The organism is Pseudocoprococcus catus (assembly GCF_019734885.1).
In the GTDB taxonomy this organism is placed as follows: domain Bacteria; phylum Bacillota; class Clostridia; order Lachnospirales; family Lachnospiraceae; genus Coprococcus_A; species Coprococcus_A catus.
Genome location: NZ_JAAXCM010000023.1, coordinates 187459 through 204462, shown reverse-complemented (window position 1 = coordinate 204462; position 17004 = coordinate 187459). Strand labels below are relative to the sequence as shown.

At 31.9% G+C, this 17004-nt stretch carries 19 protein-coding genes; 17 read left to right on the top strand and 2 right to left on the bottom strand.

Annotation, left to right across the window (positions count from 1 at the left end; all coding sequences use genetic code 11):
* Positions 1-39: 39 nt before the first annotated feature.
* The 3 genes from HED67_RS06455 to HED67_RS06445 are packed head-to-tail and all read left to right on the top strand — an operon-like array spanning position 40 to position 1896.
* A complete protein-coding gene (locus HED67_RS06455) occupies positions 40-945 on the top strand; it encodes an ABC transporter ATP-binding protein (protein WP_044963362.1) in 906 nt (301 codons plus the stop codon).
* A gap of 2 nt (positions 946-947) precedes the next feature.
* Positions 948-1724, top strand: coding sequence for an ABC transporter permease (locus HED67_RS06450; RefSeq protein ID WP_021739052.1), 777 nt, complete (start codon positions 948-950; stop codon positions 1722-1724).
* A gap of 1 nt (position 1725) precedes the next feature.
* The gene (locus tag HED67_RS06445; protein WP_155958133.1) at positions 1726-1896 is read left to right on the top strand and encodes a hypothetical protein; all 171 of its coding nucleotides are present in this window, start codon (positions 1726-1728) and stop codon (positions 1894-1896) included.
* A gap of 99 nt (positions 1897-1995) precedes the next feature.
* On the opposite strand, the gene HED67_RS06440 is transcribed toward HED67_RS06445, so the two are convergent.
* Positions 1996-3198: an IS110 family RNA-guided transposase gene (locus HED67_RS06440; protein WP_021739051.1), complete on the bottom strand. Its 1203-nt coding sequence runs from the start codon at positions 3196-3198 to the stop codon at positions 1996-1998.
* 370 nt (positions 3199-3568) lie between these two features.
* On the opposite strand from HED67_RS06440, the gene metK reads away from it, so the two are divergent.
* The 4 genes from metK to HED67_RS06420 all read left to right on the top strand — a co-directional run bounded on the left by metK (position 3569) and on the right by HED67_RS06420 (position 9406).
* On the top strand, positions 3569-4711 hold the full coding sequence (gene metK / locus HED67_RS17010) for a methionine adenosyltransferase (protein WP_246612124.1): 1143 nt from the start codon (positions 3569-3571) through the stop codon (positions 4709-4711).
* Between the two features lie 190 nt (positions 4712-4901).
* Positions 4902-5756: a GNAT family N-acetyltransferase gene (locus tag HED67_RS06430; RefSeq protein WP_021739023.1), complete on the top strand. Its 855-nt coding sequence runs from the start codon at positions 4902-4904 to the stop codon at positions 5754-5756.
* On the top strand, positions 5749-6957 hold the full coding sequence (locus HED67_RS06425; protein ID WP_021739022.1) for an MFS transporter: 1209 nt from the start codon (positions 5749-5751) through the stop codon (positions 6955-6957). The genes HED67_RS06430 and HED67_RS06425 overlap by 8 nt, the downstream gene beginning before the upstream one ends.
* 805 nt (positions 6958-7762) lie before the next feature.
* Positions 7763-9406 carry an AMP-binding protein gene (locus tag HED67_RS06420; protein ID WP_021739021.1) on the top strand — a complete coding sequence of 548 codons (1644 nt, stop codon included), beginning with the start codon at positions 7763-7765 and terminating at the stop codon, positions 9404-9406.
* Between the two features lie 259 nt (positions 9407-9665).
* Here the strand turns inward: HED67_RS06420 and tnpA are convergent, their stop codons facing one another.
* Positions 9666-9992: an IS66 family insertion sequence element accessory protein TnpA gene (gene tnpA / locus HED67_RS06415; protein WP_187118757.1), complete on the bottom strand. Its 327-nt coding sequence runs from the start codon at positions 9990-9992 to the stop codon at positions 9666-9668.
* Between the two features lie 610 nt (positions 9993-10602).
* Between tnpA and HED67_RS06410 the strand changes: the two genes are divergently transcribed.
* From HED67_RS06410 to HED67_RS06365, 10 genes are all read left to right on the top strand, one after another.
* Complete coding sequence (locus tag HED67_RS06410) at positions 10603-10980, top strand: helix-turn-helix domain-containing protein (RefSeq protein WP_118146357.1); 378 nt, start codon at positions 10603-10605, stop codon at positions 10978-10980.
* A gap of 27 nt (positions 10981-11007) precedes the next feature.
* Entirely contained in the window at positions 11008-11733 is a 726-nt protein-coding gene (locus HED67_RS06405) for a LytR/AlgR family response regulator transcription factor (RefSeq protein WP_021739018.1), read from the top strand.
* A complete protein-coding gene (locus HED67_RS06400; protein ID WP_021739017.1) occupies positions 11726-13027 on the top strand; it encodes an ATP-binding protein in 1302 nt (433 codons plus the stop codon). The genes HED67_RS06405 and HED67_RS06400 overlap by 8 nt, the downstream gene beginning before the upstream one ends.
* A 217-nt stretch (positions 13028-13244) precedes the next feature.
* Positions 13245-13397, top strand: a complete 153-nt coding sequence (locus HED67_RS17635; RefSeq protein WP_021739016.1) for a cyclic lactone autoinducer peptide — start codon at positions 13245-13247, stop codon at positions 13395-13397.
* Position 13398: 1 nt separating this feature from the next.
* On the top strand, positions 13399-13980 hold the full coding sequence (locus tag HED67_RS17630) for an accessory gene regulator ArgB-like protein (RefSeq protein ID WP_021739015.1): 582 nt from the start codon (positions 13399-13401) through the stop codon (positions 13978-13980).
* A 440-nt stretch (positions 13981-14420) separates the two neighbouring features.
* Complete coding sequence (locus HED67_RS06385; RefSeq protein ID WP_154104359.1) at positions 14421-14558, top strand: hypothetical protein; 138 nt, start codon at positions 14421-14423, stop codon at positions 14556-14558.
* Positions 14559-14564: 6 nt separating this feature from the next.
* Entirely contained in the window at positions 14565-15119 is a 555-nt protein-coding gene (locus HED67_RS06380; protein WP_021739013.1) for a hypothetical protein, read from the top strand.
* Between the two features lie 36 nt (positions 15120-15155).
* The gene (locus tag HED67_RS06375) at positions 15156-16103 is read left to right on the top strand and encodes a ParM/StbA family protein (protein ID WP_021739012.1); all 948 of its coding nucleotides are present in this window, start codon (positions 15156-15158) and stop codon (positions 16101-16103) included.
* A gap of 11 nt (positions 16104-16114) precedes the next feature.
* Complete coding sequence (locus HED67_RS06370; protein WP_021739011.1) at positions 16115-16468, top strand: hypothetical protein; 354 nt, start codon at positions 16115-16117, stop codon at positions 16466-16468.
* 46 nt (positions 16469-16514) lie between these two features.
* Positions 16515-16883, top strand: a complete 369-nt coding sequence (locus HED67_RS06365; RefSeq protein WP_044963348.1) for a hypothetical protein — start codon at positions 16515-16517, stop codon at positions 16881-16883.
* Positions 16884-17004: the final 121 nt, after the last annotated feature.

Sequence of the window (17004 nt, the reverse complement as noted above, 5' to 3'; positions counted from 1 at the left end):
AAGGTTTGTATGATATTCTATACAAAACGGAGGGACGATATGGAAATTTTAACAATAAAAAATCTTACAAAAAAATATGATAAAGTAGAAGTATTAAGAAATATCAATATGCATGTAACAGAAGGTGAAATATACGGTCTGATTGGGAAAAATGGTGCTGGAAAGACTACATTGATGAAAGCAATTTTAGGTCTGACAGATATTGCCGGTGGAGAAATTAAGTTATGGGGAAAAACTATAAGTAATATGCCTTCATTATATAATAGGATTGGAGCTAATTTAGATTTCCAGGGATTTTATCCGGAGTTATCTGCTTATGAAAACCTGAAGGTATTTTCAAATATAAGGGGAGTGACAAAAAAGTATGCTATAGAAGAGGCACTTGAAAAAGTAGACTTATTTAATGAAAAAGATAAAAAGTATAAAAGATTTTCTCTCGGGATGAAGAAAAGACTGGGCTTAGCAAACGCTATCATTCATGAACCAGAATTTATTATTTTGGATGAACCTACAAATGGGCTTGATCCAATTGGAATTTCACAATTTAGAGAATATTTAATGAAAATCAGTAAAGAGCAGGAAACCACTATTATGATTTCAAGCCATTTATTGTCTGAAATAGATATTATGGCTGATCGTATAGGTGTTTTAAATGAAGGTGTTTTAATAGCTGAGAAAAGTATAGAAGAAATCCGACAAGGAAATAGAACACATATCAAAATTTTAGTGACTAATGGGGAACTTACATGTGGAATTTTAGAGAAAATTTTTCATGTTGAAGATTACGAAGTGGTAGATAAAAATACAATATATATTTATAATCTTAAATTAAACAGAGAGGAATTTTCTAAGGAATTGGCAAAATACGGAGTAGGAATAATGGAAATAGGTGTAGAAGAAGAAAATTTAGAGGCTTATTTTAAAAAAATAATACAAGGAGATTGAAAATGAAAATGTATATTGCTTCAGAACTTCTAAAAGAAAAAAGAGAAAAACATATTTACTTAGGTGCGATTTCTATCCTTATGTGTTTAATATTAACCTTAAGTAATTTCTATAAATTGACACAAAGAGCAAGTGTTTTAGACCTATATTGTGATAATATGGAGTTTATTTTTTTTATAACACTATTGTTTACTGTTCTTTATACGATTGTGATTTTTGCTGATGAGCATCGATATGGAACTATTTATCAGCTGGAGATTATACCAGTATCATCTCGAAAATTTGTATTGGCAAAATTAGTTGTAATTGCTTTTTTTAGCACTATAACAATGGTCTTGCCATCGCTTGTGTATGCGATTATTATTGGGATTCGAGGATATGATTTTTCTTTTTACACAATTGCTGTTTTGTTATTGATAAACATAATAGATGCGTTGCTGCTTACAGCGGTAATGTTACCTATTGTGTTTATAGTTACACTTTGTAAAGGGAATTACATTCCTTCTTTACTTTTAAGTTTTGCATATATGATATTGTGTTTTTTCATACCAAGTTTTCCGATTAGTCAGAGTTTAGCGCAAAAGTTACTTGCATATGCACATCCATTAGGGGGATACGCCCTAATTCATAATTGGTTAATATATAAACTAGTTCCATACGAAACCTCAATGATATTAGAACCGAAAGAAAACGGAATATTGGCATTAGGGGGAATGATATTGTGGGGAATGCTTTGCCTTAGCTTCTCAATAATAATTATGAAAAGGAAGGGAAAATAAAATGATTGATGTAAAATACAATGAAGTTAAAGACAGAAATAGTTGGATTGATGGAAATTATTTAAATGCAACAATATGTGTAACAGAAGACTGCAATTTGAGATGTACATATTGTTATATGGTAGGGAAGAATAATGTAAATAGAATGAAACCTGCTAAGAAAAGTCAATAATTATTTTTATCTTTTTTATTTTCTGTCACAAAATATATTTGCGTACTACAAATAGACTGTCTGATTGGCAGTCTAAAAAATTATTTATTTTATATAAGATTATATATTTTTATATAGTTCGGTTACTCGAGCATAATAAATGCGTAAAAACTTATTTAATCCGGCTATCTTTGCTGATTTTTTACTTTTACCTTCTGATTCCTTTTTTACAACATATCGGTAAACCGGATCTTCTGGTCTGGAACGCATTTTTAAACTTCTCATTGTTTCGTATCCTACTTTGCGCAATGATGCTGAACCACGTTTCGAGATTTTCCTATTACAACCTACAAATTGACCAGATTCATACGGTGGTGGATCAATTCCTGCGAATGCAACCAATGCCTTCCCGTTGCGAAATCTGCGAACATCTCCTATTTCTGCAATTAACTTTGGGGCTAATGTATTTCCCACTCCACCCATTTCTCTTACAACCGAATATTCTGGCAAAATCTTGGCTATTTCCTGCATCCGTGATAAAATTAGACCAAGGGTTGCATCAACTTCCTTGAGCACCCGAACTGCTTCAGTCACCAGCATTTTGATCGATGAGGTTTCTGAAGGTAATGTGGGAATACTTTCCTGAGCCAGGGCGTATATAACTTTGGCTTTTTCCTGGCTTGGGACGTATTTCTTTTCTTTTGCCCAAAGTATATACTCTTCAGTAAATTCCTGTTCAGACATAGATGTTATTACATCATAATGCCAAAAACGTTCCACAAAATCACTTCTTTTATCTTTCCGATTTGTTTCATTCCAACTTGCAAGAAGATTCTTTATTCCGGGCATGGTCAAATCTAAAAGATGGGTCAATTCAGCAAGAGATAAAAGATGAAGCTTCATATAATGCCGATATTGCTGTCCAAGCAACTTCAACTCTTCATAAATCTCTCCAGAAGTTTGAAATTCTTTCATTTTAAACCAATGATCAATTCCATAATTAGCAATGATACGGGAATCAATCTTGTCGGTTTTGGCTTTTCGCAGACTTTCGTTACGATAACTTTTCATAAGATACGGATTAATTACAGAAACAAAAAATCCTTTTTCCTGTAAATATGTAAGAACTGGAAGATGATAAATTCCGGTTGCTTCCATAACGATTTTGACTTCATCATTTAGTCTGAAAAGCATGGAAGATAATTCGCTTAAATCCTTTTGGGTATGGGTAATATTGAAAGGCTTACTAACAATCTCTCCATATGGTTTCAAAATACATACTGTACTTTTCCCTTTTGATACATCAATTCCTACGCTGATCATAATATACTCCTTTTCTTTTTATAGAATTGCAGTTGTTTATCCCATCTACACTTATTATGATTCAGTTTAGTTCGTTACGCGAAAGCTCCTGCGAGTTTCAACCTGCTTAAATGAATGTTTATAATAAGGGGATGGCTGACGGTTTCATTCACGGATGTGAAAATCCTAATGGCAATATGTCATACCAACTACTTCCCTTATTATAATAAAATAAGTGTAGATGTTAGAGTTAATTACTCTCTAACAACTACACTTTTATGGTACTAATTGGGAAACAGGAAAGCAAATTATCGATTTTCTGTTAGACAATCCATATACGTCAGAAATGTCGGATAGTATTATGCTGGATTTCATTGGCGGAGAACCGCTTTTGGAAATGGATCTTATAGATAAAATGTGCGATTATTTTATTTTGAGAATGTATTCGGAAAATCATAAATGGTTTCCAAATTATGTATTTACATTTTCAACAAATGGAGTTTTATATGGAAAAGAAAATGTGAGGAATTATGTAAATAAACATGGTGAACATTGTGCTTTTTCCATAAGCATTGATGGAATAAAAGAGAAACATGATATGACTCGCAAGAAAATTGATGGTTCAGGTTCATATGAAGATGTAATAAAAAATCTTCCAATGTATTTGGAAGAAAATTATAATCCGTCCACCAAATCAACATTTGCAAGTGCAGATCTTCCATTTCTAAAAGATAGCATTATACATTTATGGGATTTAGGATTTAAAGATGTTGAGTCAAACTTAGTTTATGAAGATGTGTGGAAAGCAGGAGATCCAGAAATATTTGAAGAACAGCTGAAGGAACTGGCAGATTATATGTTTGAAAGCGGAAGATATAAAACAGTTTCTGTAGAATATGATACACAGGGAATGCCGACACGTTTGGAATCAGTTGTTATTTCTACACAACATGATCCAGACATCACACAGGAACAATTGCAGAAAGATATTAAAAAATACGTTTTAGATGCAATTTTACCTCCTGAAATGGTGGATGATAACACAAAGATTTTTATTAATCCTACAGGGAGATTTGTTGTAGGTGGACCTCATGGGGATAGTGGTGTTACGGGAAGAAAGATTATTGTTGATACCTATGGTGGAATGGCACGTCATGGAGGAGGAGCTTTTTCAGGAAAAGATTGTACAAAAGTGGATCGGTCAGCAGCATATGCAGCACGCTATGTTGCAAAAAATATTGTGGCTGCGGGATTGGCTAAGAAATGTGAAATCCAAATTTCTTATGCTATTGGAGTAGCTGAGCCAACTTCAATTATGATAGATACATTTAGCACAGGTAGAATTTCAGACAAGAAATTATCAGAGATTGTATCAGAAGTATTTGATTTAAGACCTGCTGGTATTATAGAAATGTTGAATTTGAGAAGACCTATATATAAACAAACATCTTCATACGGACATTTTGGACGCCAAGATTTAAATCTACCTTGGGAGAAATTGGATAAAGTAAAAATATTAAAAAAATATTTATAAAGTAAAAAATCAAACCATACTCGTATTTAAAGCGTAAGTATGGTTTGATTTTATCTTCTTCACAGATAAATTATATTGATTTTTTGCTATATTTGCATATAAAGTTATTTCATTAAATAACATAGCAAGAATTGTAAAAAAAACGGTTTAAGATTCTGTTATTCTATTCAACGGAAAGGAGGACACAAAAATGAAAAAAAAATCAGTGATTGATATTGAAGCAGTTATAAGCTATATTGAGAATAATCTTGACGGAAAAGTAGAATTAGATACAGTCGCACGTTATGTTCATTATTCAAAATATTACATACATCGAATGTTTACTAAAACAGTTGGCATGACAATACACGATTACGTGGTACGGAGACAACTTACAGAAGCAGCAAAATTGTTAGTTTTTTCTACAAAGCCTATAATTGAAATAGCATTTATCTGTGGTTATGAAAGTCAGCCAGCATTCACAGTAGCATTTAAAGCAATGTATAAAATAACACCAGCAGAATATCGTGAACGTCAGGAATTTTATCCCTTACAATTGAGAGTTACATTGCATAGTAAGAATGTAAAAATAAATTTTTCAAAATCAGATATTAGATTAGCTAAGATGGAAGATATATCAGCATGGATGGAACTTGTAAGGCTAGTGATTGATGGCTATCCCAATTTGAATGAACTAGAATATATAGAAAAGCTAAAAGTGTGCATTGAACAAAGAAATGCACTTATTTTAGAAAAACAAAATACTGTAGTTGGGGTTATGGCGTTTTCTTATGATACTGGAAGTATTGAATTTATGGGAATACATCCTCAATATCGTAATAAAGGAATTCAAAAACTTTTTTTGGATAAATTAATTGAAGAGTATATTCCTGATCGTGAAATCAGTACGACAACATATCGTAAGCATGATAGAGCAGATACAGGATATAGAAATGAATTAATGCAACTTGGCTTTGCCGAAAGAGAGTTATTAATTGAGTTCGGTTATCCGACGCAACGATTTGTACGTTCTGATCATATAATGGAGGTTAAAAATAGTGATTGAAAAGAGAATAGTTAATTGGAAAAGTAGGACAGTACTTTTCCTTATAAGTCAATGCGTTACACTTTTTGGATCTACACTTGTGCAAATGGCAATTGTATGGTATGTAACGCTTAATACTTCATCTGGAGTGTGGGTAGCAGCTTTTAGTATTTGTTCATATCTTCCACAGTTCTTAATGTCTTTTATTGGTGGTGTATGGGCCGATAGATATAGCCGTAAAAGATTAATTATTGGTGCAGATATATCAATTGCAGCAGTTACATTTATTATGATGTTAGCAATGCCTTTTATTAGAGAAGAAAAATTTTTACTTGGAGGTTTACTCGTAATGTCAATAATTCGCTCAGTAGGGGCTGGAATACAGACACCTGCTGTTAACGCTGTAATACCTCAACTAGTGCCAGAGTCTCAGCTTATGCGTTTTAATGGTATTAATGCCACTATGCAATCACTTGTCCAATTTGCGGCACCCGCAGCCGCAGGTTTGTTATTATCACTTAGTACATTACAATCCACATTAATTATTGATATTTTAACAGCAGTATTTGGGGTGGGAATACTTTCCTGTGTATTGATTCCTAAACAAAGAAGCATAGAAAAATCAGCTTCAGTTATAAAAGATATGCGTATGGGAATTCATTTTGCTTTTTCAGATAAACTGATTAGAAAATTACTTATAGTTTATGGATTATTCACTTTTTTGTGTGTTCCTGCAGGATTTCTTGCTGGTCTTTTAGTTAACAGGGTTTATGGCAATACATATTGGTATCTAACAGCTGTAGAATTAATTGGTTTTTTTGGAATGATAATGGGTGGATTATTGATGAGTTTATGGCGAGGTTTTAAGAGCCGCATAAATACTCTTGTATTTGGGCTATTTATCTTCGGAATAATGGCTGTTGGCATGGGATTGACAAAAAAATTTATATTATATCTTATTTTAATGGCATTATACGGTGTTGCTCTAACGATAGTACAAACTTCGATTACAACATTGATTCAAGAAAATGTGAAAAGCTTAATGCAAGGCCGTATTTTCGGATTAATGGGATCTATGTATTCTGGCTTTATTCCGATAGGAATGGTGATTTTTGGACCGATGGCAGATATAATTCCTTTAGAATGGATTATAGTATGTTCAGGAGTGCTAGTGATGATGATTGCAATGATTCTTCGTTTTGATCATCAACTTTATAAATAATAGCTTATGTGTCTGTTATTTATTTTACAAAATGGCAATTACAGATAACTCAATAATTATTTATATGATAAAGAATATAATCTCTGAAAAGAAGGGGTTATATTTTTTTATATAAAAAAATGATTGTTATTTAAGAGAGAGGTCTGTATTTCTTGAGTAATGTTAGGACAAATTATACATCTGGTAGTTTCATCATACAAAAATATCTATTTGTGGAAATTCTTAGTTTATCGTGCGTAAACGTAAAAACGCTCGTTTTGTCTGATTATGGTTTATACGAGGTGTTTTAAAAGTATGAAAAACTAGTAGCTTTTTAGAGGAGTGATTATACTGGTGTACTGTGAACCACCGAACTGGATTATAAGAGATATCATTCCAGAGAATGAGAGTCAGTAAAAGCTACAGATTTTGTTTCGATAAATTACGTACTGGAGCAGTGCTTATAAAGACGGCTAATGCCCCGTTAAAGCAGATCTAATCTTGACAAACTCAAAGTGGCTTTGCGTTGGCGGAATCATGGTTCTGACTTTATCGGACAGGTAGTTCTGATATACCATGATAATCAAGAGAAGGTTGAATTATATATTTAAGTTGAATGTAGATTATTTGGGAAAAATAATGTACTTAATACAACTGTGCAAATAACCTTCTTTTTTAATCCCATAAAACTGACATGAGAAGAAAAAAATCAGAAAATATTACATATAAGTTCTGAATAATTACAAAGATAAGAATTATTATAAATTTATATGTTAAAGTATGTCGGTCATGATTAGACTATATTTAACAGTGAGGAGTAGTACATATGAATTTAGATGAAAATGTAGTGGAAAACTATATAAATACGGTAATAATTGAGAATAAGATTAGTGAAGTATCATTTAAAAATCTCGAAAAGTTTCATTTTGCATATGACATCATAGATAAAATAGCAGAAATAAATCCTAAAAAAATAGCAATATTGCATATTGATGAAAATAAAATAGAAAAATCCATAAACTATAAGGAATTAAAAAACTGTTCTAATAGAATGGCAAATTTTTTTGCAGCTCAGGGAATAAAAAAAGGAGATGCGGTATTGATAGCGTTACGAAGAGCATATCAATTTTGGTATATTTTTTTAGGACTAATAAAAATTGGTGCAATACCAATTCCAGTAGTAAGTCAATTAAGAGAGGTAGATATTAAAGCAAGAATAAATATATCTAACGCAAAGGCAATAATCTCACTATATGGCGAGGATTTTCAAAAAGAAACCGACAAAGTGATAAACGAGTGCGTTAATACTACAATACTTAGATTCTCTATTCGAGGTGGAAATAAAAATTGGATAAATATAGATAAAGAAAATGAGAAGTTTTCTAATGACTTAGTGAAACCTCAAGATTATAATGCGATGGATATAATGTTTATTTTATTTACGTCTGGAACATCAGGAACACCTAAAATGGTAGTACATGATAATTTGTACCCTCTAGCACATTATATTACAGGTAAATATTGGAATAATATAGAACAAGATAAATTGCATTTAACTATTTCAGATACAGGATGGGGAAAAGCATTATGGGGGAAGTTATTCGGACCGTGGCTATCCGGCGGATGTGTCTTCGTGTATGATTTCAGGAAATTTGAAGGTTCAGATATATTACATATGATTGAAAAATATAAAATTAATACTATATGTATGCCACCGACAATGTATAGAATGTTATTGCGTTCGGAGATAAAAAAATATGATTTATCTTCAATTACATGTGCTTGTTCAGCTGGTGAAATACTTCCAAAGGATATAATAAATCGTTTTTATTTATTGACAGGAATAAAGATTGCAAATGGATACGGACAGTCAGAAACAGGGTTACTTATAGCTGATTTTAAAAAAAGAAAATGTAATACTGGAAGTATTGGATATCCAAATCCTATATACAAAATCGAATTAATGAAGAATACAGGAGAAATTATAACTTCTGAAGAAATAGGTGAGGTAGGAGAAATAGTAATTGATTGTCGCAAAAAAATACCAATCGGATTGGCATCATATTTGCAGGTTAGTGAAAAAAAAGAAACTAGTCATATTATAAATGGATATTATCATACTAATGACTTGGCTTATAGAGACGCGATGGGAGCTTACTGGTATATAGGAAGAAATGATACCCTTATAAAATCTTCGGGATATAAAATTAATCCTTATGAAATAGAAAGTGTACTTGCAAATTTAAATTATATAAGAGAGTGTAAAGTCTATGGAGTAGTCGATGAAATTAGGGGAAATATAATCAAGGCGGACATTGTATTATCGGAAGAAAAGGTTGGAACAGAGGAATTGAAAAAAGAAATACAAGATTTTGTGAAAACCACTACTGCACCATATAAATATCCTAGAAAAATAGAATTTGTCAGTGCAATAGAAAAGACTATGACTGGTAAAATTGTACGTAATTAAGAAAAAAACAGCCATTGAATAGGTCTTAGCAGAATAATCCTTTGTTCTGCTTGATTACTGTATTCTACAGCCTGAAATCGTGTCAATGGTAAGCGCAAAATATTGCTACGTTACTCGTAAATTACGCTTGCACCAAAATGATAGATGCAAGCGTTTTCCTCTATTTTAGTTTTGACAGTTAGCTTTCACAGTCTCGCTTCATGGGGCGAGTTGTTCCAACTGTTCATCGAATCTGTTTCCGGATTACGCTCCGGCTCATTCAGCACAGCCTCATTGGCTCTGCCACGGAAATGTTGTTTCTTTTCGTAGATGCCGGGATCATATTTAATGGCTGTTCATAGGAAAGTGTGTCGGTGTCATGAAAATCCACTCTGACAACTTCCTGACTTTCCGGAGCGCTATGGCTGCGTCCGGTTGATGCCGGTAAATCCATACAACTTTTTTGACGTAATCGTTTTACCCAGTTGTAAAAAGTTCCTGGTTTGATGTCATGTTCCACACACCATTGATGATCTGTCAATCCACTTTGACGGCATTCCATGATGAGACGGTATTGTTCTTCTGCAGGTATTCTTTTGCTTCTCATGAGCAGTCCTCCATAAATCGAATCGAGTAAGAGGCTCTCACCTATCATTTCTAGCAACAGAAGATGAAGCAAAGTGCTTGCATTCTCTAATGATTATTATGGACTGAATTTTAGGGCAAAGCAATCCATCGAATTATTTTGCGCTTACTGTCAATGGGGCATTTATGCCGGCTTTAACCCTTTTGCTATTGACTCGGATTGAAGACTGAGGTAAAACGACTGTTTTACCTCGGAAACCGGCCGTTCTAAAACGGAATGGTGGACACTGGGTCCCGTAAACCACATTTATATATAATATCATAAAATTATTTGGTTATTATAAAAAAGGAAAGATGATCTAACACGATAATTATACTGATTAGAGAAGTTGTTTCGTTGATGAGACATTTTTGTTTAGGAAAAAATTACTTATAACCTTTTAATTTTTACATAATACATTAAGTGTTAATTTTTTACTGTATAATTTAATTTTGCATATAAGTGGGTTGTATATCATAAAAAGACTCCTAAATGGGTAATATATATACCTAAAATAAGAAGTATATATGTGTTAATAAGTCACATTTGCATGTGTATGATATATATATTGTTATTATACAGAGGTGAATTTATGGAGTCTAAAATAAAAACAAGCAGTAATAATTCATATTTACGAAAAAGTCAAAAACCCTTGTACATTGATATGGGAAAAAGACTTCGGATATTAAGAATTGAATTGAATTATACACAAGAACAAATGGCAGAAATTCTAGAAATGAGTTCAGCTTATTATGGAAAAATTGAAAGAGGCATTCATGGGCTATCGCTTGATAAGCTGGTAATTGTAAATAAAAAGTTGGATATTGATATAAACTATCTTTTAACGGGGGTTAAAAGAGGAGATTTTTCACTTGATAAAGTGTTAATGGAATGTCCTAGGACTAAAAGATATGACATAGAGCAGTTGATAAAACATGCTTTGAATTTAGTTCGAGACGTAGACAACTAAAACTAGATATAACTTGAAGGGGAAAAAATGTTAGAAATTGCGGTATGTGATGATGATATATTAATTGCAGCAGATATTGAAAAGATGTTAGAAAAGCTATCACTTATTGTTGCTATTAAGGTTGAAATAGATGTGTTTTATGATGGCAGTACATTAGTTGATTATATTAAAAAAGGGAAAAGATATGATATTATTTATCTTGATATAGAAATGCGAAAACAAAATGGTGTAGAGGCTGCTAGAATTATACGTAGAATTGATAAAAAAGTTTTGATAATTTATGTTACCAGTCATGAAAGTTTTGCAAAAGAAGTATTTGAAGTATCTGCCTTTAGATTTATAACAAAACCTATTGTTCCAGATGTTTTTCAAAGATATTTTCTGGCTGCCAAAAATGAGATATTAAATCACCCTCAATATTTTCAGTATCAGTATAACAAAATATCATACAGGATACCTATCGATGAGATAATGTATTTTCAAAGCGATAGAAGAGTCACTTATATTATTACAAAAAAAGGAAATAGAAAATGTTATGGAAAGTTGAATGATATCGAGAAACGCTTAAATGAAGCTAACACATATTTTTATAGAACGCACCAATCATTTTTGGTTAATCCTAAATTTGTAGCTGCATATATTTATGACTCTATGGAATTAATTGATGGAACAACATTAGCAATCAGTGAAAACAGAAGAAAAAATGTGAGTGAACTTTATTGTGCATTAAAAGGGGAAGATATTATTGTTTAGGTATTTTGGAGGAGCATGTGCAGACTTATTGCTGACATTGATATCCATTGTGATATTGAAAATTTATTTTGAAACGTTTTTTGAACAAGACAAAAGAGGGATTATAGGGGAGTTTTTTTGGATATTTTATTTTATGTGGCAATTCATATTGGGAAGAACAAATGTATTGCCGGCATATATAAATGTCATGATTAATGTTTTTCTTGTGAGTATGCTCTGTATAAATACATATGAGGGAGGAATTCTACAAAAAATTGTATTTTCAGTTCTTATTAATACGATATGGATGTTAGCGGAGTTTTTAGTTGGATATATGTTCGTTTTATGTGGAATACATTACATGGTTCCGCAATTTTGGGGATCATTGTTTTCAAAATTATTCACACTATTTATGATTATTTGTTTAAAAAAATTTTTCCAAAATGAAAATGTTAAAGATTTATCAAACAAATATAATATTACATTATTACTTATACCAATAGGAAGCATGTTCGTTGTATATAACACCTTTATGTTGAGTGTTGATATTAACAAAAAGGTTCACATCAAAGAATCTCTGACAAGTTTGATAATTATTTTATTAATTAACATTGTCATATTTAAACTGTATCTGGTCATGTCTAAGGAAAAGGAACTAGAAAAATATAATGCCGTATATGAGCAACAATTAGAATTATGTACACAACATATGCGTGAAAAAGAGAATATTATGATGGACTTCAGGAATGCTCGTCATGATATAAAGCAACACGTTATTGTACTTATTGAAATGTTAGATAATAATCAAAATGAGTCAGCAATAGATTATTTAAGAAAATTAATTAATATAGTACCACTAAACAATCTTGGAATATCAAGAACAGATAATATAGTTGTTGATTCTTTGATTAATGCAAAATATGCAATTGCTTTAAAAGAAAAAATAAAGTTTAATGTGGATATTCACATACCAATGCAACTACCTTTTTATAGTGCTGATTTAAGTATCCTATTGGGGAATATTCTTGATAATGCAATTGAAGCATCGTTACAGGTGACAGAAGATAACCGTTATATTAAGTTATTTATGAAATTTGAAATGAATGTATTGATAATTACAGTTGTTAATGCTTACAATGGTAAATTAGTTAAAAATCGGAACGGTAAAATTGTGACAAGTAAAGCAGAAACTGGGTATCATGGAATAGGTTTAGAATCTGTTCAAAAAGTTGCAACAAAATATCACGGTTCAGTAGTGGTAGAAACGAAACAAAAAGTCTTTACTATTAAAGTGATTTTATGTGATTTATCGTAAAAGTTACAAATAATATCGTAAAAATTACGAGATAAATAAAATAGTTGTTGATGGTAGTATAATATTAAAGATTAAATCGAAGTGGACGATGTGGTGAAATCGGCTATTTTTTATGAGTTATTGAAAAACAAAAATTTTAATTTCAAATTTCTCTATAATAGCTAAAACAAAATGATTTTAATATCTCAAAGTCAACTTTATAGTATAGGAGGATAAAATGAGGAAAATTAAATTTTTTATGAAGAATCACGCAAGTGTAATGGCAAGTATTGCCATGGTATTTAGTGTAATGGCTATTAATAGCCGATGTGTGTGCATCTATCATCAACCGCCAATGCCGGATAGTTTACAGAAATTAAAGAAAAATTGATATGGAAAAACTATCCAAACTATTAACCGACTACATAGTTAAAAAAAACACAATCTCTGAAACAGATTATGAAATATATAAATATGGATTTCTTATAGGGATAGAATTATTAACCTGTATGGTTATATGTTATATATTAGCTATAAAGATGCAGATGTTTTGGGAATGCACAGCCTTTTTTTTATTATTTTTTTCTTTGCGATCACTTGTCGGCGGGTTACACATGAATAGTTTTAAGGTGTGTTTCCTTTGTTCATGTTTAGTTGTGTTTTTTACACTTTCGATGATTAAGTATTTTCCTATATCGAAGGAGTTTTCTTTAGTAATTTCTGTTTTTGAAATTATTATACTATATTACATGAAACCTGTAGAAAATATAAACCGCCCTGTGAATGAGAAGGAGAAAAATGTATTTTCAAACAGAATAAGACAGACTTTAATAATTATAACATTTTCTGTATGTTTTTTTTATCTAGCTAATATACTAAAATATCTGGTTACCATTGTGTATACATTAGGAATTATCATTATATCGATGATTTTAGGAAAAGCAAAAAATCAAATAGAAAGGTGTAGAGGATAATTATGTAAAAGTGGAGATATTATTAATTAGTGAAAGTGATATTATTTTTCAACAAACAAAGAGAGTTTAGGACTGCCTAAATCAACAACGACTGAATAAGAAAACTCGTTTGGCGAAAGTAGTAAACTGTGCCCAAAATCAGAAAATAACTGTAAAACTTAAAAGAGAATAAAATGTTTGCATTTGTCTTTTCGGTACGAGCATAACTTATGCATAGAGTAGCAATATTTTGTTCTTATTGCAAAAGTGGATTAGAAAATTTCTAATACCACTTTTTTTTTGCCCTTTTTTACAGAAAATCCATGAATTTTTAGTTGGTATATAGTAGGAGCACCTTGATAATTTCATAGAGTAAATTTAATTCTGTCAAGAATAATAGCAGTGATCCATCAATTTCCAGGTGGAAGATTTAAAAGATGAGGGACATAAGGAGAATGAAAATGATTAAAATAGCAGTTATCATTTTATGTATTATAACAATCAGTATGATTGCTTGCATCTTATGTACGTCTGTTATAGCAGGCAAGAGAGCAGATGAGAGTATAGAAAGATATTTTAAGGAACAGAAGAGAGGGTAGAATTATATGAGAAAATCGGGTGTGGTATCAAAAGATGTAAAAGGAAAAGATAATGAAGTTTACCATGATATTATATCTCTATTTAAAATATACAGATCTGTGAATTGGAAAATGCAGATAAAAATCAATCAAGTAAAGCAATGCTTTCATACAGAGTATGGCACCGATGTAGATGAATTTTTAGATAGTGTTTACCAGGCAGGAATGGATATCAATCTGGATATGGAAGATATGAGGGAGAGGATCGAATCTATCAATCAGGCCAATAAGTATCTGAAGCTGATTGATGAGGCGGTAGAGTTAATGAGGAAATATCACCCACAGGGCGAAAAGTATTATTGGGTACTTTATTATACCTATATGTCAGCTTATAGAGCAGAGAATACAGATGAAATTCTGGATAAACTGGAGCCGCATTTTCCACGGATACCAAGAATGCACAGAGCCACTTATTTTAGATGGCGAGATAAGGCTTTTGAGGCAGTCAGCAATATATTATGGGGATACGAAACAAAAAATCAGCAAATATTGAAACAGGTAAACCAGAATTATCAGGAATAGGTAAATAAAATAGTCAAAGGGCTGGAAAGGAGAAACATGGGAGTTGTTATGAGCATAGATACGGGAAATAAAATGATGAAAACCAACCATTTTATTTTTCATTCGGGAATTAAAAGAAAAGAACAAAAAATTCTTCCTGGAGAAGAAGGGATTTTTTTTAAAGGGATTAACTACTTGGAAAGTAATCAGAGGATTTCCTATTTGGAAGATAAAACCATTGATGACAGGTATTATATTTTGACATTACTCGGAGTAGCCAAGGAACTGGAAAAAGAAGGAATAGAAACTGGTATTTATGAAGGGGGAACCATTCCGATCCAGTTATTAGTTGGACTTCCGCCGGGGGATTACGGAAAACAGATCCGAAAATTCCGGGAATATTTTTGGCGGCAAGGAAAAGCCGTTTATTTTTCCTATAAAGGAAAACCATACAGAATACGCTATGAGAGCGTAAATGTATATATGCAGGGATATTCTGCGTACATTTTGGTAGCAAATCAGCTCTATTTACAAGAACAGCCAAAGGTTCTGCTGATAGATATTGGAGGATTTACAGTAGATTATCTGTTAGTCCGGTATGGAGTAGTAGACAGAACAAGAATTGATTCCCTTCCGGAAGGGATTATTATGCTTTATAAAAGAATTATGGTAGGAATAAGGCAGCGCTTTAATCTTTATCTGGAAGAAGCAGATATCGATAATATTCTTTTTAAAAGGAAAACACCGTATTCAGAACTAGTTGTTCGAAGAACGTTTGAAATTGCTGCAGAATATATGGGTGATTTATTAGGTTCTTTTTTAGAATTTGGTATTGATTTTCGAACAACAGTGACTGTTTTTGTGGGAGGTGGAACGGTTCTTTTAAAGGATATTATTGATGAAGTTTGGAAAAGATATCATTCAACATATTATGTTGTTGATGATCCGAGAGCAAATGTAAAAGGCTTTATCAAACAATATATGGCAGAAAAAGCGGGATATTAAGGGGAGGACGTATGGCAAAACAAAATCCGTACAGATTTTCCTTGGGATTTGATGAAGAGGACCCGGATCATCAGGAAGTTGCAAGAATACTAAACCAGTTAGGGCATAGAAAAGCAAAGTTTGTTGTAAAGGCGGTTCTTGCATATCATCAAAACATAGAAGGAAAATTTTCAAAAGAGCAGGCGGTGATAGACAAGAAGCTGGATATACCAAAGAAAAACAGAGTCGTACAATTACAAGATGAATTTCTTCCAACACTGCAAGAGGAGGATATTCTCATGATACAGAAAAATAAAGAATTGCTTCAGGAAATGGAGAAAGAGGAATTAGAGGAAAATAAAAGTTTCTATAAAGAAGAACTTTAGAAAGAGAGGAAAAATGCGGAATAGAGTAGAGTATATTTTAGGAGGAATGACAATTTTACAAGGACTGCTTGTGGGGATGGCATGGAATGGAAAGAAATGGGCATTTCTGCTGTTGACATTATTGTTACTTTTGCAGGAAATGGTTCTTATTCTTCTTTTAGTGAGAAAGAGATATCAAAAAAAGTTTTGCCCGAAATGTGGAATTGAGATTATTATTTGGTATCGGATTTGTCCTAATTGTGGACACATATTCAAACCTGGATGTAAAAAAGAAGATTTAACAGAAATGATTGAAGATGCTTTGGACCAAGAGGAAATTGGAGAGTTTGATCAGTTGGAAAATTCGACAGACAGAATGGAGGAAATAGAAGAGTGCATGATTGAAAGATATATACATAATGAAAAAAATATATAAGTTTATTTATGCTGTCTTTTGATGCAAAAACATAATTAGAGTAGTAAAGGAACATTATGCTGTTAGAAGAATTCTAGCAGCTTTTTTGTAATTATTACTTAAAAGCAAGTAATAGTAACAT